The 16378-nt window shown below is 57.1% G+C and carries 19 protein-coding genes and 2 tRNA genes; 8 read left to right on the top strand and 13 right to left on the bottom strand.

Features of this window, described 5'->3' with window-relative positions:
* Nucleotides 1–4: 4 nt before the first annotated feature.
* The 3 genes from HMPREF1255_RS00890 to HMPREF1255_RS00880 all read right to left on the bottom strand — a co-directional run bounded on the left by HMPREF1255_RS00890 (nucleotide 5) and on the right by HMPREF1255_RS00880 (nucleotide 2180).
* Nucleotides 5–77, bottom strand: a tRNA-Ala gene (locus HMPREF1255_RS00890).
* Nucleotides 78–136: 59 nt separating this feature from the next.
* A complete protein-coding gene (locus HMPREF1255_RS00885) occupies nucleotides 137–883 on the bottom strand; it encodes a hypothetical protein (protein ID WP_024110498.1) in 747 nt (248 codons plus the stop codon).
* A gap of 76 nt (nucleotides 884–959) precedes the next feature.
* The gene (locus HMPREF1255_RS00880) at nucleotides 960–2180 is read right to left on the bottom strand and encodes a MoeA protein (RefSeq protein WP_024110436.1); all 1221 of its coding nucleotides are present in this window, start codon (nucleotides 2178–2180) and stop codon (nucleotides 960–962) included.
* Between the two features lie 17 nt (nucleotides 2181–2197).
* Here HMPREF1255_RS00880 and HMPREF1255_RS09290 point away from each other — a divergent pair, with 17 nt between their 5' ends.
* The 4 genes from HMPREF1255_RS09290 (at nucleotide 2198) to mscL (ending at nucleotide 4185) form a co-directional block, all read left to right on the top strand.
* A complete protein-coding gene (locus tag HMPREF1255_RS09290; protein ID WP_051394950.1) occupies nucleotides 2198–2794 on the top strand; it encodes a 5-formyltetrahydrofolate cyclo-ligase in 597 nt (198 codons plus the stop codon).
* Between the two features lie 23 nt (nucleotides 2795–2817).
* Nucleotides 2818–3072, top strand: coding sequence for an FmdB family zinc ribbon protein (locus HMPREF1255_RS00870; RefSeq protein WP_024110391.1), 255 nt, complete (start codon nucleotides 2818–2820; stop codon nucleotides 3070–3072).
* A 132-nt stretch (nucleotides 3073–3204) separates the two neighbouring features.
* Nucleotides 3205–3741 (top strand): SAF domain-containing protein, encoded by a 537-nt coding sequence (locus tag HMPREF1255_RS00865; RefSeq protein ID WP_036916615.1) that lies wholly within the window; start codon nucleotides 3205–3207, stop codon nucleotides 3739–3741.
* 72 nt (nucleotides 3742–3813) lie between these two features.
* A complete protein-coding gene (gene mscL, locus HMPREF1255_RS00860) occupies nucleotides 3814–4185 on the top strand; it encodes a large conductance mechanosensitive channel protein MscL (protein ID WP_016455483.1) in 372 nt (123 codons plus the stop codon).
* Between the two features lie 21 nt (nucleotides 4186–4206).
* Here mscL and HMPREF1255_RS00855 read toward each other — a convergent pair whose 3' ends face one another.
* A complete protein-coding gene (locus HMPREF1255_RS00855; RefSeq protein ID WP_016455484.1) occupies nucleotides 4207–4569 on the bottom strand; it encodes a hypothetical protein in 363 nt (120 codons plus the stop codon).
* Nucleotides 4566–5945, bottom strand: coding sequence for a UTP--glucose-1-phosphate uridylyltransferase (locus HMPREF1255_RS00850; RefSeq protein ID WP_024110495.1), 1380 nt, complete (start codon nucleotides 5943–5945; stop codon nucleotides 4566–4568). Before HMPREF1255_RS00850 ends, HMPREF1255_RS00855 begins: the two co-directional genes overlap by 4 nt.
* Before the next feature lie 91 nt (nucleotides 5946–6036).
* Between HMPREF1255_RS00850 and HMPREF1255_RS00845 the strand changes: the two genes are divergently transcribed.
* Nucleotides 6037–6112 (top strand) — tRNA-Arg (locus HMPREF1255_RS00845).
* 175 nt (nucleotides 6113–6287) lie between these two features.
* Here the strand turns inward: HMPREF1255_RS00845 and HMPREF1255_RS00840 are convergent.
* Nucleotides 6288–7538 carry an MFS transporter gene (locus HMPREF1255_RS00840; RefSeq protein WP_024110382.1) on the bottom strand — a complete coding sequence of 417 codons (1251 nt, stop codon included), beginning with the start codon at nucleotides 7536–7538 and terminating at the stop codon, nucleotides 6288–6290.
* Between the two features lies 1 nt (nucleotide 7539).
* Nucleotides 7540–7884 carry a metalloregulator ArsR/SmtB family transcription factor gene (locus tag HMPREF1255_RS00835; RefSeq protein ID WP_024110483.1) on the bottom strand — a complete coding sequence of 115 codons (345 nt, stop codon included), beginning with the start codon at nucleotides 7882–7884 and terminating at the stop codon, nucleotides 7540–7542.
* A gap of 216 nt (nucleotides 7885–8100) precedes the next feature.
* Between HMPREF1255_RS00835 and HMPREF1255_RS00830 the strand changes: the two genes are divergently transcribed.
* Nucleotides 8101–8664 (top strand): NADPH-dependent FMN reductase, encoded by a 564-nt coding sequence (locus HMPREF1255_RS00830; RefSeq protein WP_024110435.1) that lies wholly within the window; start codon nucleotides 8101–8103, stop codon nucleotides 8662–8664.
* A gap of 61 nt (nucleotides 8665–8725) precedes the next feature.
* Here the strand turns inward: HMPREF1255_RS00830 and HMPREF1255_RS00825 are convergent, their stop codons facing one another.
* The 3 genes from HMPREF1255_RS00825 to sucB form a co-directional block, all read right to left on the bottom strand.
* A complete protein-coding gene (locus HMPREF1255_RS00825) occupies nucleotides 8726–10501 on the bottom strand; it encodes an ABC-F family ATP-binding cassette domain-containing protein (RefSeq protein WP_024110496.1) in 1776 nt (591 codons plus the stop codon).
* Nucleotides 10502–11287, bottom strand: coding sequence for a DUF4191 domain-containing protein (locus tag HMPREF1255_RS00820; RefSeq protein WP_197016954.1), 786 nt, complete (start codon nucleotides 11285–11287; stop codon nucleotides 10502–10504).
* A 126-nt stretch (nucleotides 11288–11413) separates the two neighbouring features.
* Nucleotides 11414–13081, bottom strand: coding sequence for a 2-oxoglutarate dehydrogenase, E2 component, dihydrolipoamide succinyltransferase (gene sucB, locus HMPREF1255_RS00815; RefSeq protein ID WP_024110408.1), 1668 nt, complete (start codon nucleotides 13079–13081; stop codon nucleotides 11414–11416).
* A 205-nt stretch (nucleotides 13082–13286) separates the two neighbouring features.
* Between sucB and HMPREF1255_RS00810 the strand changes: the two genes are divergently transcribed.
* On the top strand, nucleotides 13287–13514 hold the full coding sequence (locus HMPREF1255_RS00810) for a hypothetical protein (protein ID WP_016455492.1): 228 nt from the start codon (nucleotides 13287–13289) through the stop codon (nucleotides 13512–13514).
* Here HMPREF1255_RS00810 and HMPREF1255_RS00805 read toward each other — a convergent pair.
* The 3 genes from HMPREF1255_RS00805 to HMPREF1255_RS09285 are packed head-to-tail and all read right to left on the bottom strand — an operon-like array spanning nucleotide 13511 to nucleotide 15855.
* Nucleotides 13511–15022: a leucyl aminopeptidase gene (locus HMPREF1255_RS00805; protein ID WP_024110422.1), complete on the bottom strand. Its 1512-nt coding sequence runs from the start codon at nucleotides 15020–15022 to the stop codon at nucleotides 13511–13513. The two genes, HMPREF1255_RS00810 and HMPREF1255_RS00805, sit on opposite strands and share 4 nt — an antisense overlap.
* A gap of 13 nt (nucleotides 15023–15035) precedes the next feature.
* Nucleotides 15036–15248 (bottom strand): hypothetical protein, encoded by a 213-nt coding sequence (locus HMPREF1255_RS00800; protein WP_024110499.1) that lies wholly within the window; start codon nucleotides 15246–15248, stop codon nucleotides 15036–15038.
* Between the two features lie 52 nt (nucleotides 15249–15300).
* A complete protein-coding gene (locus HMPREF1255_RS09285) occupies nucleotides 15301–15855 on the bottom strand; it encodes a DUF3043 domain-containing protein (protein ID WP_016455495.1) in 555 nt (184 codons plus the stop codon).
* Nucleotides 15856–16026: 171 nt separating this feature from the next.
* Between HMPREF1255_RS09285 and HMPREF1255_RS00790 the strand changes: the two genes are divergently transcribed.
* A complete protein-coding gene (locus HMPREF1255_RS00790; RefSeq protein WP_016455496.1) occupies nucleotides 16027–16377 on the top strand; it encodes an iron-sulfur cluster assembly accessory protein in 351 nt (116 codons plus the stop codon).
* Nucleotide 16378 lies beyond the last annotated feature (1 nt).

Genomic DNA, 16378 nt, shown 5'->3' with positions numbered 1-16378 from the left:
TTAGTGGAGCTAGGGGGATTCGAACCCCCGGCCTTCTCATTGCGAACGAGACGCGCTACCAACTGCGCCATAGCCCCTCGACAGATGTTCAGATTAGCACCGCTTGCGGGCTAGCTCAAAACCTTCGTCTTAAGTGTTATTCACCAACGGCACGAGGCAGGTCGTTCTCAAGAATTTCGGTTTCTTCGTCGTCGAAGATGGTCTTGACGTCCGGACGTGCGGAAGTGACCGGCTTCTGCTCAACCATGGGTGCCGACAGGTCGACTGTGCGTACGGAACGGGGCAGCAGCGGTTTGCTGACGTACGTCGTCGGGGTGACGGGAATCGGCGCGAGCAGAGAATCCAGCGTCTCTTCAAGGCGAATTCGAATGGAACGTTCACCGGAATCGCGGCCACGATTCAATTCGGACTCTTCGATGACGACGGTGGGCTCGTCACCGATGAGCTCGCAGCGCGCTAGGATGCGCTTGGAAACCCTGTCCATTGCGCATACAGAGTAGCGAGACAGCGCCAGCCATGCGATCAGAACCAGGGCACCACCGAGCGTGATCCAATGCGAAAACGAAGTGATGAACGGCAGCACGATCGTCGCGATGAAGATCAGCGTGTTGCCGATCAGGCCAACCCTGCGTCGCCTCGCAGCAACCTGCTTGCCGCGTCTAATCTCGTACTTCACTGCCCTGCGAATCAGCGGTGTGGAAACCTGGTATTCGCTTTCGGAGTCTCCGGATGAACAGTCTCGAACTAGTTGAACCGATGCGTTGAAATTCGACATCGAGTCGTCGTCTAACTTCACCCAACCTCGATCGCGGCGAGTTCCCCTCGGCACCAGATACGCAGCCCACAAAATCGCAATCGCTGCGAAGATCAACCCCGTAATCATACGGATGAATCTAGGGCAAAAATTTACTAATTCTGGGAGCCCTTACGGAGTGTCAGCCAAACAGCCTGAGATTTTATTAAATTCGCTCCTCTGCGAGCCTAATGAACCTCACAGGATCGCCTTCGTTGACGCTCGTGACGTGATCCGGCAGGCAGATCAACCCGTCGCAGTTTGCGATGTCAAGAAGTAGCCCATTCTCGGCGGATGCGAGAGCAGCCGCTTTGCCGTCGATGATCTTGGCGGTCAGGAACTGAGTCATTCCGGCTGGCGATTCCAGCCTTTCGGCAGAAGGGTATTCCTCGGATGCTGGAACGAAAGTTTCCAGCCCCATCAGCTTGGCTACCACCGCACGAACGAGGGTTAGATAAGTGACGTATGCATCGGTCGGGTTGCTTGGCAGTAAGAACATCGGGATAGCGTCTTCGCCGATTAGTCCGAAGGCCACCTTGCCACCGGGGGACACGGCGATATCGGCGACGTCGACCAGACCCATGGAGTCGACGACCTGGACCATCTGGGAAGTAGCCAGTCCGGCTGCTGACACAATCAAGTCGGCGCGTATCAGCTGGTCGCTGACCATGTCGCGCAGCTGTTCGTCGGTGCTAGCCGGAATATCTACTCGCCAGACCTGCGCTCCATCGGCCTTTAAAGCTGCGGCGATCAGGTGGGAGTTGACCTCGCTGACCGCCCGTTCGCTGACCGAAGTCGCGGCGGAATCCACCACATCCAGCACAACGACGCGCGGCCTGGGCCTAGCCAGAACACGGTCGAATCCTGCGCCTGCTAGCAGCCCGCTTAATCGCGCATTCAAGACGGTTCCGTTCTTGATCAGCAATTCGCCCTTACGAACCCCGGACCCTGAGACGCGAACGTTTAAGCCGGCGTTGACCTGCTTGGTAACGTCCACGATGCAGTTGGTGTCGGCATGAGTCACTACGGCGTCGGTTCCGGACGGCATTTCCTGGCCGACGGTGACGGGCACTCCGCGCACCCTAGAGCCCGGTAGCGCGAAGGACGACGAAATGGCGTATCCGTTGGAGTCGGCCACGTCCGTCGGCGGCAGGTCCGCGCAGGCGTGGATGTCTTCGCAAATTGGCATTCCCCACGCGTCGAGGAGATACATCCCGAATGCGGGCAGCGGCTCGATCAGGCTGAGCAGGTACTGCCGCTGATCGTCCAGGCTGCGTCGCCCGAACTCATCCGCCTCGGGAGGTTGCGGAAGGCTGGGGCGCAGTTCCTGTGCTTCCTCGGAAGAGGTGTTCTGCTCGGTTTTCTTTGAGCCTCGGAAAAATGCCATGGCACTACGATAGGCGAATGAGCAAGATTTGTGCTGCCAAGCGCGCCGAGGCGCGTGCACTATATCGTGATAGGCGCTCGGCTATAGCAGATGAGATGCGGAAGAGATTCGACGAAGCCCGTCGCCTAAACCTGGAAAAGATTATTGGCGATGCGCAAAAAGTGGCGATATACCTGTCCGCTCCGCCCGAGCCGGACACCATAGGCTTTGTTCGGTCTTGGCCAAGGCCTTTGTACGTGCCAGTCTTGAGAACTTTTCCGAAGACCAAATCCCCGGATTGGGTGCTGCTGGACCCCGGTCGATTCGACGAACTCACAAGACCTGGGTGGCAGGGGATACCAGAACCGACTCTGGAGCCGCTTGCAGACGAAATCTCACCGGACGTGATCGTGGTCTCGGCGCTCGCGGCCGATAAGGACGGCAACCGCCTCGGCACGGGTGGCGGCTGGTTCGATCGTGCGTTGTCTCGTCTTCCCCAAAGCTGTCTTCGGGTCTGTCTGCTCTACGCTGACGAGATTGTGGACGAGGTTGAAGCGCTGCCGCACGACAATTCCGTTGACGTCCTAGTTACGGAAAGCGGCTGCGAATGGTCTACAGTTAGCAGTCGTATTTAAAGAGTGCCAAACAGGAAGTGAAGATGCCTACCTATCAGTATCGTTGCAGGGATTGTGGAACCGATCTGGAAGTTTTCCAGAAGTTCAGCGATGACGCCCTGACGGTCTGCCCCGAGTGTAAGGGTGAGCTACGCAAAATCTTCAGCCCATCGGGAATCATCTTCAAAGGGTCCGGTTTCTACTCAACCGATAACAGTTCTTCCAAGGCTGCCAGCCCGCGTAACAGCCCGAAGCCTGCGGAAAAGAAAACGGAATCCAAGCCCGCGGCAGGTAAATAATCTTTGAACGGGTGAACTTTTTGGCGTTTCGCGTCAATAGTTCAATACGTGAGCACTAAGAAAAGTAAACCCGTCGCGCGCCTTCGCCACCTCCTTCTCTGGTACAGAAGAGAGGTGGCGGCGCTTTGTGCGGTGGCAAGTATCTTTTGCATCGTTTTTGCGTTGGCTCCGCGCCCCGCAAAAAGCACCCAGGTCTTCGTTGCCGCTTCTTCGCTTAGTGCCGGAACAAAGCTAAGCGCCCAAGACTTCACCGCCAGAGACGTCCCGGACGAGTACCTTCCCGAGGACGTCATTTCCGATTCGAGCCAACTGGTTGGACGCACCCTGACCGCAAACCTGGGCTCTGGAACCATGCTCACAAACTCGGTCATATTTGGTTCGCAACAATCCTCGGGATCAGAGAAACTCGTCCCGTTCCGCGTCGACGACACCCAGGTCGTGTCTCTACTAAAAGTGGGCGATGTGATCTCGGTCGTGGCGAATTCCTCAGACGGCACCAGTCAGACCGTCGCCAGCAACGTGAAGGTCGCAGCCTTGCCCGAAGTCGAGACGGCAGAATTCGGCGGAGCGCAGACGGGCGCCCTAGTCGTGGTTTCTGCCGACGAACAGACGGCTAATGCACTAGCTTCCGCGTCCGCGCAGTCCAAGTTGGGCATTGTCTTCGGTTAGATTGCAAAGGCTTTGTCACTATCTTGATAGGCAGGTAGCTTGATTGTCGTCGTACCTAAGAAAAGGGGAGAAATGAAAGAATTCAAGGAATTCATTATGCGAGGCAACCTCGTCGAACTGGCAGTCGCTTTCATCATGGGTGCTGCGTTCAGCAAAGTTGTTGACTCGTTCACCAACATCTTCTTAAGCCTGATATCTCTTATTTTCGGTAAAGAGCCAAATTTCGACGCATTCCAGCCATTTGGACTTCCGCTCGGGGAATTTTTGACCGCAGTTACTTCGTTTTTGATCGTCTCGGCTGTTTTGTTTTTCCTGGTCGTAAAGCCGATGAACGAGTTAAATCGTCGAGTATCCAAGGGCAAGGAGGAGAAAGAACTGCCGCCTACGGACAATCAGCTGCTTACCGAGATCCGCGACATCCTAAGCGAGAAAGCAAGCAAGTAATTTTTTTATTGCGCTGCCGTCTCACCCGACTTTTCCGTGGTGAGGCGGCAGTTGCGCTATCAACTGAGCATCGTGGGCGCTGAGCGGCATTCTTGCGTCTCGAAGTTTTGGCTTGTCGTTTAGCTCAAGCTCTAGGCAGACCTGTTGAATGAAAGCATGAGTCTGCGCCGGGCCGACGTCGCCCCGCGCTCTCGGCGATACCGGGAATGGCCAGCGTCGTTCTTGCTCGTGGGCCTCGTCTCGAAGGGCTAAAAGTTTCTCCCTGCTCCAACCGTTCTCTACGATCTTCTTCGCAACCGCGGCAGCAGTTTTTAGATTTGCCTGCTCGCCAGGATCGCAATCTTCACCACTTAGCGCGCTAAAAGCAGCGGAATAGAGGCTCATCGGTTCTCCTCTATTACCTCTTTGTCTGGAATCTTTGTGGGTTTGGGCGCCTCGATTTTTACGTCCCCGATTATCTCGACGTTTTCTCCGAAGCTGACGTCTCCTTTCACGCTCAAGGCGCTAGCGCGTGAAAGATGCAGTGGTTTAGGAAACCTAGCGTCGAAGTCTTGGATCAACTGATAGTAATCAGGGTCAAGATCGACCTTCGGCGCCTTCGCATTGGCAACCAGGTGGTACGAGTCGTCCAAGTTGTAGCAGTCGGAGCGCAGGATAAGCAGCTCGTTCGTTTTCTTCACGGGCACGAAGCGATCGCGGTCGATTTCTACAACTGCAGACTTCTTGAAGATCTCGATCGCTGCGCCCATCGCGGTCTCGATCTGGACCACCTTGGGGCTGCTCGGATCTGTGGGGTCAACTGTTTTAGTGTTCTTGATCAAAGGAAGCCCAAGGACGCCGTGCCGCTCATTTAAGCGCTCGCGCAGAGCCACTAGATCCAGCCACAGGTTGTTCGAGTTGAACATCGCGTGGCGATTTTCGTCGGAAAAGTATTGGAGGTCTTCTTCACGGGTCTGAGCAGATTCACGCAAAATTATGTGCTGGTCGGATCTTCTTACCGCCAGGTGACCTCCCTTGCGGTCGTTGGAGGTGCGGCGGCAGACCTCGCAAGCGAACTCGGCTCCGCTGCTAGCGAACCAGCCAGCGAGCCTGGCATCTGGACGCGCGCCCAGATTGTCGACGTTTGAGACGGCTGCGTAGCGGTATCCGCCTTCGATCAGCTGATCCAGCACTCCGGAGTCCCGAAGAGACGGATATATGTCGCCATGGCCGGGAGGGCACCACTCGAGGGACGGATCCGCGGGCCACGAGACGGGGGACAGGTCGCTCGCGTCCAGCTTCGGTTCGCTTGACTGCTCGAAGTCGATGGGGAGCCCATCGACGGTAAGCTCGGGATACTCCGAGAGCGCGTCCAGGCAAGGTTTGCGGGTGGCGAAAGAGTGCATGAAAATAATCGGCAGTTTGACGTCGTATTGTTTGCGCGCAGCGAGCACCTGCCGAACGGAAATGTCCAGGAAGGTGAGTCCGTCACGCACGTGCAGCAACGATTTGGGTCCGTCCAAGCCCATGGACGTGCCGAGACCGCCGTTCAACTTGATGATGACGGTTTTTGCCAGCGCATCTTGCGCCGCAGCTTCGTCGATCTCGATGTCGCGTAGGGCGGGTACGCCGGTGAGCGGTTCTATGTCTTCTTCGCGGATCGTGCCTACCGTGCCGTCTTGTAATTGCCGGTAGTAGAAAGTGAAGCTTTCGATAGCCGACGCACCTATTTCGGCCTGCTGCATCTTCGCAATCGCGGCCTGGAGCCCATTTTCTGCCATGTGGATACGGTAGTAGAAAAAGCGCGTTGACGCTCAAGCGACACTGTCGTCTTGGGTGTAAAGCAAAAAACCGGCTATTGTAGTCCGAGATGGCCCCGTAGCTCAGGGGATAGAGCAGTGGTTTCCTAAACCATGTGTCGTAGGTTCGATTCCTATCGGGGCCGCCATTAAATAGCCCTCTGACTAGGTGAGACGGTTTTACGCTTCACCAACAGGAGGACAATAACCCGCCTTGGTTTTTTTGACCTGCTGTCAAAGGGGCTGAAACTTTTACCCGGTAAAGATTTTTCTGCCGTGAAAAATAGTTCGGCGGCAGAAAAGTGCACCTAGGGCGTACCTCGGTTAGCCATTATTTAGGCTGCCGGGGTAAAGGCTTCTGCTATTTTCTTCGGATTTTTCTTTGGCTGGATTCCTCCAAGCCGACGTCGCTAGCACCGCGAAGACCAACGTCGTAACAGCGAATACAACAGCGGTCAGCGGCGTCTGGATTCTGGCGCATAAGAAGCCCGCCATAGGATAAAGGACTAAATAACACGAGTGCGAGAGCGCGAACTGAGCGGTGAACAGCTGCGTGGAGGTGTGCTCGTCGCAGTTCCTTTTGATTATGCGCGCAGAAGGCGTCATCACTAGCGAGGAAGTGGCGCCGAGAATTAACCAGCAAAAACAGGCCGCGATCCAGCTGCTGGTGAAGGTGAAGATGAATCCGGTGGCTGCAAGTGTGAGAGCTATCGCGAACGCACCAACGATTAGAACCAAGCGGTCGGATACACGATCTAGGATTTTGGGCAACAGCAAAGCAGACATCATGGAGCCTGCCCCGAAGGCGGCGAAAAGAATCGCCACATCCGAGCCGTCCCTGCCGAGCTCGACCTTTACCAAATTCGTGGTGGTGATGATCGATAGAGCGATGGGCGCTGCAACGCAAACATTAAGCGCCATCAGCGAACGCAGCTCCGGAACCCTCAAGAACTTTTTGGCGCCGCCAGCCACGCGGTCTAAGAAAGGGGGCTCTTCCACGTGTTGGTGCTGCGGGAAAGCAGTCGAAGTTACGAGCGCGAGCGAACCGAAAAAGCCAATTGCGGTGCCCACAAATAGTTGGTTGTAGCTCATGGCTAAAAGCGCCGCAGCTGCCAACCCTGGGCTGATCAAAGATTCCACGTTGTATGCCAGCGACGAGAGTGAGAGCGCTTTGGTGTATTCGCGCTCATCCGGCAAAATCTCGGGGATGACGGATTGGAAAGTCGGGGTGAACGTCGCGGATGCCGCCTGAAGAACGAAAATGAGTATGTAGATTTCTAGCGGATTCGCGACAAAAGGCAAGCAGAAGGCGACGAGCGCGCGAATCAGGTCGGCACAGATGAGAACAGCTTTTTGGGGTAAAGGGGCAACCAGCGCTGAAATGAATGGCGAGATGCCAACGTAGGCGATCATCTTTATGGTCATGGCTATGCCCAGAACCATGCTCGCCTGCGAGCCTGCGACGTCATATGCGAGCAATCCGAGGGCAACGGTCAATAGGCCGGTCCCGACCAGTGCTATGAACTGCGCCGAGAACAGCTTGGCGTAAGACGCGTTTCTGAAGACGCTGAGCATTTTAGCCTGCCCTGTGGTGGCGAGGGATTTCCTCGACGCTGTGTTCTGCCTGGTAGAGAGCGTCGCTGGCCAGTTGAGATACGTGCTCGTTAGCCACCCGGTAAAAGACGCGCTGGCCCTCCTGGCGGGTCTGAACGATTCTCGCCATCCGCAGCTTGGCGAGATGCTGGGAGACCGATGCGGGCTGCTTGCCTAGCATGCCGGCGATCTCGTTTACTGAACGCTCTGAGTCATTCAATATCATCACTATTCGAAGGCGAGTAGGATCCGCCAGCATCGAAAAGACCTCCACCGCCAAGTCGATGTATTCGTTATTCAGATCGAATGATTGCTTATCTGCGTTCATATGCAGATACTTGCATATCTTCTCAGCAAAACCAAAGGAAAAGGGGAAAAGAAGGTAGTGGAACCGAATTTTTTTAAAGTGGTAGCTTCTAAGTAATAGGTAAAACAGTCTGACGAGGCGCTTGGGCAATGACGTGCAACGGCTTCGCGAAATGCTTCGAAGCTCTCATAACGCCTGCCAAAGCCGAATCGGGCGATAGGTTACGAAAGAACGAATATGGTCAAAAAAATTTCTGTTTTGGTCGGTAGTCTGCGCAGAGAATCAATCGCGCGGAAAATCGCACACAATGTAATAGACCTTTTCCCCGAAGGGTATAAGGCTGAGATCGTCGAGATTAGGGATCTGCCTCTATACGATTTCGATTACGACGATCCAGAGGTAACAGACAAGAGCCTGCCTGCCGAATACACCAAATTCCGCGAAACAATCAAAGCCAGCGACGGCGTGTTGTTCGTTACTCCGGAGAATAACCGCTGCATTCCTGCTTGCCTGAAAAACGCGGTCGATATTGGCTCTAAGCCGAATTCTGATGTGGCTTGGAAGAACTTGCCGGCCGGCATAATCAGCCATTCTGTTGGACGAATGGGCGGCTACAGCTCGCAGAAGAATCTGCGTCTAGCATTGAGCTACTTCGACATGACCTTACCCGGCCAGCCAGAAATTTTCCTGGGGCAGTCGCCGACGCTGCTTGACGACGAGGGCAAATTTAATAACGAAAAGACTATCGAATTCGTTAAGGGATATATCAATAATTTTGTCGAAATTGTTGAAAATAACTAGTTAGGAAAATGTGGTGGCGGTTGCTATTAAATAGCAACCGCCACCACATTCTTTAAAAGCCCTAGGCGTTTAGTTCGAGCCATTTATCCTCGAGCTCAGATATTTGCTCCTGGAGCTCAACAAGTTTCCCGCCCTGTTCGGTCAGCCATACGTAGTCGCTAGGGTCGTGTTCTTCCATCTGAGCTTCCAGCTTCTCCTGCGATGCACTCAGACGTTTGATCTTGCGTTCCACAGCCTCTATTTCTTTTCGCTGGGCGCGGAGATCAGCGCTGGAAGGCCCGAGCTGTTTCGTCGGTTCCTCCGCAGCCAGGGGAGCGGGGACCTCACCGTCATCGAGCTTCTTTGCTAACCGGAGGTATTCGTCAACGCCGCCGGGCAGGTGGCGAAGCGTGCCACCCAGGATTGCGTACTGCTGATCTGTGATGCGCTCGATCAGGTATCGGTCGTGGCTTACCACCAGCAGGGTGCCCGGCCAGGTGTCTAGCACGTCTTCCATGGCCGCAAGCATGTCGGTGTCAACGTCGTTGGTTGGCTCGTCGAGAACCAGGACGTTCGGTTCGGAAAGCAGCACCATCAGCAACTGAAGCCGGCGCTTCTGGCCGCCGGAAAGATCATTGACGAATGCGCTGAGATGTGCAGACGAGAACCCTAGCCGCTCCAAAAGTTGAGCCGGGGTGAGTTCCTTGCCCCCGATGTCGAAAGTTGCTTGAGTGCGGCTGAGCACCTCACGAACCCTGTCCGTGCCGATTTCGGCTAGGGCCGAGAACTGTTGGTCGAGCACACCAAACTTGACGGTCTTGCCTCGCCTGACGCTGCCGCTGGATGCCTCGATCGTCCCGCAGATCAGCCCGAGAAGGGTAGATTTGCCCGCGCCATTAGCCCCCAAGATTCCAGATCGCTCGCCAGGCGCGATCTTCCAGTTGACACCATGAAGCACCTGATGATCGCCGTAAGAAACGTCCACGTCAAGAAGATCGACGACCCTCTTGCCCAGACGAGCCATCGACAATCTGGAAAGCTCAATCTTGTTGCGGGGTTCCGGTACATTGGCGATTAGTTCGTTGGCGGCCTCAATGCGGAACTTCGGTTTGCTAGTACGCGCAGGTGCGCCACGGCGCAGCCAGGCGAGTTCCTTGCGCATAATGTTTTGGCGTTTTGCCTCAGTAGCCGCTGCGATTCGATCGCGTTCGACGCGCTGCAAAACATATGCCGCGTAACCGCCCTCGAAAGGCTCGACGATCTGATCGTGAACCTCCCACGTCGTGGTGGCTACCTCGTCCAAAAACCATCTGTCGTGGGTGATTACCAGAAGCCCACCGGTGTTCTTTGGCCAGCGATTCTTCAGGTGCTCGGCCAGCCAGTTGACGCCCTCAATATCGAGGTGGTTTGTCGGCTCGTCAAGCGCGATGACGTCCCATTCGTCCACCAGCAACTTCGCCAGAGCGACCCTTCGCCTCTGGCCACCGGAGAGCTGGCCCACGGGCTTTTCCCAGTCGAGATCGGGAACCAGGCCGGTGATGACGTCCCTGATTCTTGGGTCAGAAGCCCATACGTATTCCTCAACGTCACCGACGATCGAGCGGCCGACGCTGATGTCCCCATCGAGTTCGTCGCGCTGCGTTAGCTCGCCCACACGCAAGTCGGAGCGGTATGTCACCTGTCCCGAATCGGGCTCGACTCGGCCTGTGAGCATTCCGAGCAGACTGGACTTTCCATCGCCGTTTTTGCCGACGATACCCACTCGGTCTCCGTCAGAGATGCCTAGCGTGACCGAGTCGAAAACCTGCTTGGTTGGGTAGGAAAGGCTCAGATTCTGAGCCCCAAGTAAATGCGCCATTTAGCGCCCACGCATGGCCCGGTGCGCGCCCTTCATGTTGGGCATTGGGCCCTTGGGTATTGGCATGCGAGGCTTGCTGGCATCCAGCGCCTTCAGACGCGAGCTCAGATCGATAACTTGGGTCTTGTCCAGCTTCTTGGGCATCCTCTGGATGTGCTTTGCCAGCTCATTTAGCGGCACCTGGCCCTCGCCGTCGCCGATGACGATTGTCTCGACGTCGACGTTGTAGGCGATTGCGGAGTGACGGTTCGCCTCGGTCTTAAGCAGCTTGCGGATGGCGCCGGTCTGGCCGTCGCCAACCAGAACCAGGCCGCATGGGCCGACAACGCGGTGCACGACGTCCTTGTTGCGGTTGAATGCGATGGCTGGGGTGTACTGATACTTCTTCTTGTTCAGCATCGAAAGAGCAACCTCGCCGGAACCGGCCTGGCCCTCGTAGCGGGTGTAAGTGGCCTTCTTCAGGCGATTGGTAAACACCAGCATCGCAACGGTCATGCCAAACAGGACGCCGAAGATCAGGAACCACAACCAGCTGAAGGAGCTGCCTGTAGCCGTACTGATGATCAGGCCGATAACAAGACCAACGACGGCCGTCAGCGCCCAAGCGCCGAACACGAAGAGCGGCAGCTTCTTGTCGAACTCGTACGTGGCCTTCCACGCCTCGCGCAGCTGCCTGATGGTTCCCCAGTCGCGAGGGTTATCGGAATTGCGTTTCTTCGCTCGCAGCGCCTTACGTTCCGCGCGCTGCTTGGCGGCTAATTCCTTTGACCGTTCGCTTGCCATTATCGCTCCGTAACTAGATTGCTTAACGTGTCGATTCTACATATAACGAAAACCAAGTTCATCCCGCGCGGTTTACGCAAAAACTTGGGGCCCGACGATGGTCGAGCCCCAAGAATTTTAGTCGTTTAACTAAGCGCCGAATTCAGCGCCGAAATCGCCGGATTCCAGGCGTGCCTTGATTGCAGAGAGGAAGTCTCCGGCCAGCGCACCGTCGATCAGGCGGTGATCATAGGTCAAAGAGATGTACATCATCTGACGAACCGCGATCGTGTCGTTGCCAAACTCGTCCGTGACGACGACCGGACGCTTCACCAGCGCGCCGGTGCCCATGATCGCCGAGTTCGGTTGGTTGATGATAGGTGTGTCGAACAGCGAGCCGTTGCCGCCGTAGTTGGTGATGGTAAAGGTGGAACCCGAAAGCTCATCCGGCTTGATGGAGTTGGAGCGGACGCGCTTGGCCACGTCGGCGATTGCTTTCGCCAGACCGCCAACATTCAGGTCTCCGGCCTCCTTGATGACCGGAACCATCAGACCCTTCTCGGAGGCAACCGCGATGCCGAGGTTCTCCGAGCCGTGGTAGGTGATGGTCTTTTCTTCCAGGCTCATCGATGCGTTGAAGATCGGGAACTTCTGCAGGGTCTCGACGGTCGCCTTGGCGATGAACGCCAGGTAAGTCAGGCCGACCCCCTCGCGGGAGCGGAAATCGTCCTTAACCTTCTTGCGCAGGTTCGCAATGCCGGTCAGGTCCACCTCGACGGTGGCTGTCAGCTGGGCAGCGGTCTCGAGCGACTCGTTCATGCGCTGTGCGATGATCTGACGCATCCTCGGCAACTTCTCGGTGGTGCCGCGCTTGTCCTCGTCGTGACCAGCCGGCGTGCCTGCTGCGGGCTTGGTTTCGGGTGCGGCCTGAGGTGCTGGGGCCTTTGCTGCCTCGGCGGCTGCCTGGACGTCCTGCTTGCGGATGCGGCCGCCAACGCCGGTGCCCTCGATGGTGCTCAGGTCGACGCCCAAGTCCCTAGCCATTTTGCGAACCAGCGGCGTTACGTAAACTTCCTTGCTGCCAGCGGCGCGAGGCGCTGCTACGGGTGCGGGAGCCGAAGCAGTCGGGGCCGCAGGAGACGGAGCGCTCGGACGCGGCGCAGGTGGCTGCGAGGCCGGAGGCTGTGGTGCCGCGGGAGCTGCCTGCTGAGGAGCGGGCGCTGTGGGCTGCGGAGCCGGGGCAGCGGAAGCGTCGCCGATGATGCCCAAAACGGAGCCGACGGTGACTTCCTCGTCCTCGTTCGCGCGAACCTCAAGTAGCGTGCCTGCTGCGGGAGCGGGAATCTCGGTGTCAACCTTGTCGGTGCTCACCTCTAGGACGGGCTCGCCGGCCTCGACCTCCTCGCCGACCTCCTTGAGCCAGCGTGCGATGACCGCTTGATTGACGCCTTCGCCCAACTCGGGAAGCTTGATCTCGGTGCCGCTCGCCTGACCTGTTGGCGCCTGCTGGGCCTGTGCCTCAGGAGCTACTGCCTGCGCGGGGGCTGGAGCCGCCGGTGCAGGGACGGCGGGGGCCTCGTTGGCGTCACCGATGATTGCGATGACCGCGCCAACCTCGGCGACGTCATCCTCGTTGTACTTGATTTCTAACAGTGTGCCGCTTGCCGGGGACGGCACTTCGGTGTCCACCTTGTCGGTGCTCACCTCGAGCAGCGGTTCCTGTGCCGAAACCTGCTCGCCAACTTCTTTAAGCCAGCGCGAAATGGTTCCTTCGGTGACGCTTTCGCCCAGAGCGGGCAGGGTTACTTCGGTCGACATTTGACGGACGCTCCTTCGCAGCACGTTAATCTTTCGAAACCTAGCCTAATAGCAAAGTCGGAATGTTCGGGCAATAATTAGCCAGGTGGGACTTAGGAGATTTTTTAGACGAGGCCGGCGCCGGGCACAGATAGCCCGAGCCGAGGCGACGATACCCGACGCCACGAAGACTCACCTCGAGGACTTCATCGCTAGTAGGCAGGGGGTGGAGGCTTGGGTAGAGTGCGCCGCGGGGTTCAACAAGGCCTCAATCCTGCTGATAGATAAAGAAGGCGAATCGACGCGCAGATCAGTCGAATCAGAAAGCTGGGCATTCGATTTCGCCAAGAAAAATGGGATACCGGCTTATCAGGCGGGTGTTGTGCCGTATCCCCAGCGCAAGCGTGACTTCGACGCCAAGTCTAGAGGGCGCAAACACCCGCCGATTAATTAGTTAGCCATCTGTTCGGCAACAGCGATCAGTGTGCGAACGCTGGTGCCAGTCGATTCCTTAGGAATGTAGCTATAGGCAGAGTCGCTCCAAGCCGGGCCGGCGACGTCCATGTGAGCCCAGTTGCCGCCATCGGCGACGAAGTGCTCAAGGAACGCTGCGGAGTAGATCAGGCCGCCGATGCGAGAACCGGAGGACAGCAGGTCTGCAACCTCGGACTTCTTGATCTCGGCACGGAGCTGATCGGTGATCGGCAGCTGCCAGAACTGTTCGCCGGAAATCTCGGCGGCATCCAACACCTGGTCGGCGACCTCATCGGAGCTCGCGAACAGGCCAGAAACGCGGTCGCCCAGAGCCGAGACGCATGCGCCAGTAAGGGTGGCGACGTCGATGATCAGGTCGGGCTTGTCCTGGTTCGCGCGGGAAATTGCGTCCGCCAAAACTATGCGGCCCTCCGCGTCGGAGTTGCCGTTCTCGACGGTCGTGCCGTCGTGCATGGTCATGACGTCGCTAGGACGGTAGGCGCGCCCGGAAACCAGCGACTCGGCCATCGCGCCATAAGCGGTCACCTGAACGTTCAGCCCGAGCTCGGCAATGGCGTGGATAGCTGCCATCACGTCGGCTGCACCGGACATGTCGTTCTTCATGGTGATCATGGAGCCGGCCGGCTTCAGGTTGTAGCCGCCCGAATCGAAAGTGATGCCTTTACCGATCAACACCAGGTGTTTCTTGGCGCCACGTGGGTTGTAGCTGGCGCGGACTAGACGCGGAGGACGGTCAGAACCGCCGCCGACGGCCAATATTCCGCCAAAGCCCTGTTTGGCAAGAGCCTTTTCGTCGAGGATCTCGACGTCTACCTTGACGTCCTTCATGTATCCGCTTACCTGGGAGGCGAATTCCGGCGGGCCCATCAGGTTCGGAGGGAGGTTGGTCCAATCGCGGGCCACGCAAACGGCGCTGGAGGTCTTCTCCGCGCGCTCAATTGCCTCATTGTTGGCGTCGGTCTTGGTGGTGACGATCAGGATTTCACCTATCTGCTGCTTGACGGGCTCGCCACTGATCTTGGCGAACTTGTTGGCCGCCAGGAGGGCGCCTTCGGCAACCGCCTGGATCTGCTCCGGGGAAACCGCGTCAAGCGAAATAGCCACCTTGCGCGGGTTGGCGTAGCTGGCCGAACCGATTGCGCGGACTGCGGAGCCTGCGGCGCGGCGCAGCTGTTCGGGGGAGACGTCGACGTCGTCGCCGAGACCGATGGCCAGCAGGCGAAGGTTGTGCAGCGTCAGGGAAGTGATCTTGCCCACGCCGGAGCTGATGCCCTGTTTAGCGAAGAAATCGGCGATTACCTCCGCTTTGATCCCGTCCACAGATTCCGGCAGACCGATGAGCTGCGGTTTGCTGCCCACGGCACCGATGACGACGTCGTCGGCCTCGAATTTATCAGTTAGCGAGACCGGTGGAAGGGCGTGACGATTGGGGTTGAACTTTTCAGCATTGAAACTGCTGTCAGTCAATTTTCCTCCTAGATTATTCGGCAGCTAGTGCCATCTTGTAGAGCAGTTCTTCGCCTTCATAAAGGCTCACTGCCTCCACGCCGAGTTCCTCGAGGAGTTCGTAGTTTTGGGTTACCCATTCCTCGGCCTCGGCGCGGCTATCAAATTCCTTATCAATCCCGGTGTCTGCGAGGTCCTCGACGTCATAGAGCGGGCCGTCCATCATTTGCGGTTTCCAGGTGAACATGATTCAAGTATCCCACCTAGATAAGGCTGCCGGGGTCGAATGAGCTTAGGGATCAGTACGGATCGCCGCGGTTGATTGCGGTGCCGGGGCGCCGCCAACGGCGAGGCTGCATCATGCGGCTCCACATGTAGCCGAGCATGCCGCGCTTATCCGCATTGGGGTAGCGCGAGTAGAGCACCTTCTTGAATTTGCTCCAGCACCAAGCGACCTCGACGATCATGGCCAACACCATCGCCCACAGGGCATAGGTGGCGATTTGAACCAGCCAGAAGAGGCGCACTCCAAACATGCTCACCGCGAGCACAATCAACATGCCGGGCATGATGAATTCGCAGAGGCTCCAGCGGGAATCGACGAAGTTGCGGGCTAGGACGCGCTCGGGCTGATTCTCAATCTCGGCCCATCGACGCTCGCGCTGGCGTGCCTGGATCTCTCGCTTGCGACGCTTGAATTCTTTGCTGTTGGGCTGCGGGTGAAGGCGATTCATGCGATCGGCCTCGGCCTGCTTACGCGTCGGTGTCGGCTCGGATTTGCCCACAGTAGGCGAGCTGTCCTTAGTTTCTTCCTCTGAGCGACCATCGCGCTTATAAGGCCTGAAAAGTCCCATGGGGCTCCATTCTAGCGAGAAGTTAGTGCTTAATAATAAGTCTACCTATCGTGAAATTCATTCAAGCCTAGCCAGTAGTTGCACCAGCTTCATCCGAATGTGTTTTGAGTCGGGGAATCAAACTAGATTTTTAGGTGTTGAATATTTTTGTTAACCGATTGGAGCTAGATAATGACTAATCCCAAGACCAACACCGGCGTGATCCTGAAGCCGGCAGCAGTCGAAAAGGCCGCCTCTTTGCTGGCTGCCGAGGATGGCGACACCAGCGGCATTGCCCTGCGAATCGCAGTACAGCCAGGCGGCTGCTCTGGACTGCGCTATCAGCTGCAGTTCGACGACACCAAGCTGGACGGCGACATCGTCGACGAATACGAGGGCATCAACCTCGTCGTCGACAAGATGAGCCAGCCATACCTGATGGGCGCGAGCATCGACTTCGTCGACACCATCGAGGCTCAGGGCTTCACCATCGACAATCCGAACGCGCAAAACACCTGCGCCTGCGGCGACTCATTCCACTGAT

This window comes from Propionimicrobium sp. BV2F7 (assembly GCF_000510445.1).
Taxonomy (GTDB): Bacteria; Actinomycetota; Actinomycetes; order Propionibacteriales; family Propionibacteriaceae; genus Propionimicrobium; species Propionimicrobium lymphophilum.
This window is presented reverse-complemented; position numbering and strand designations above follow the sequence as displayed.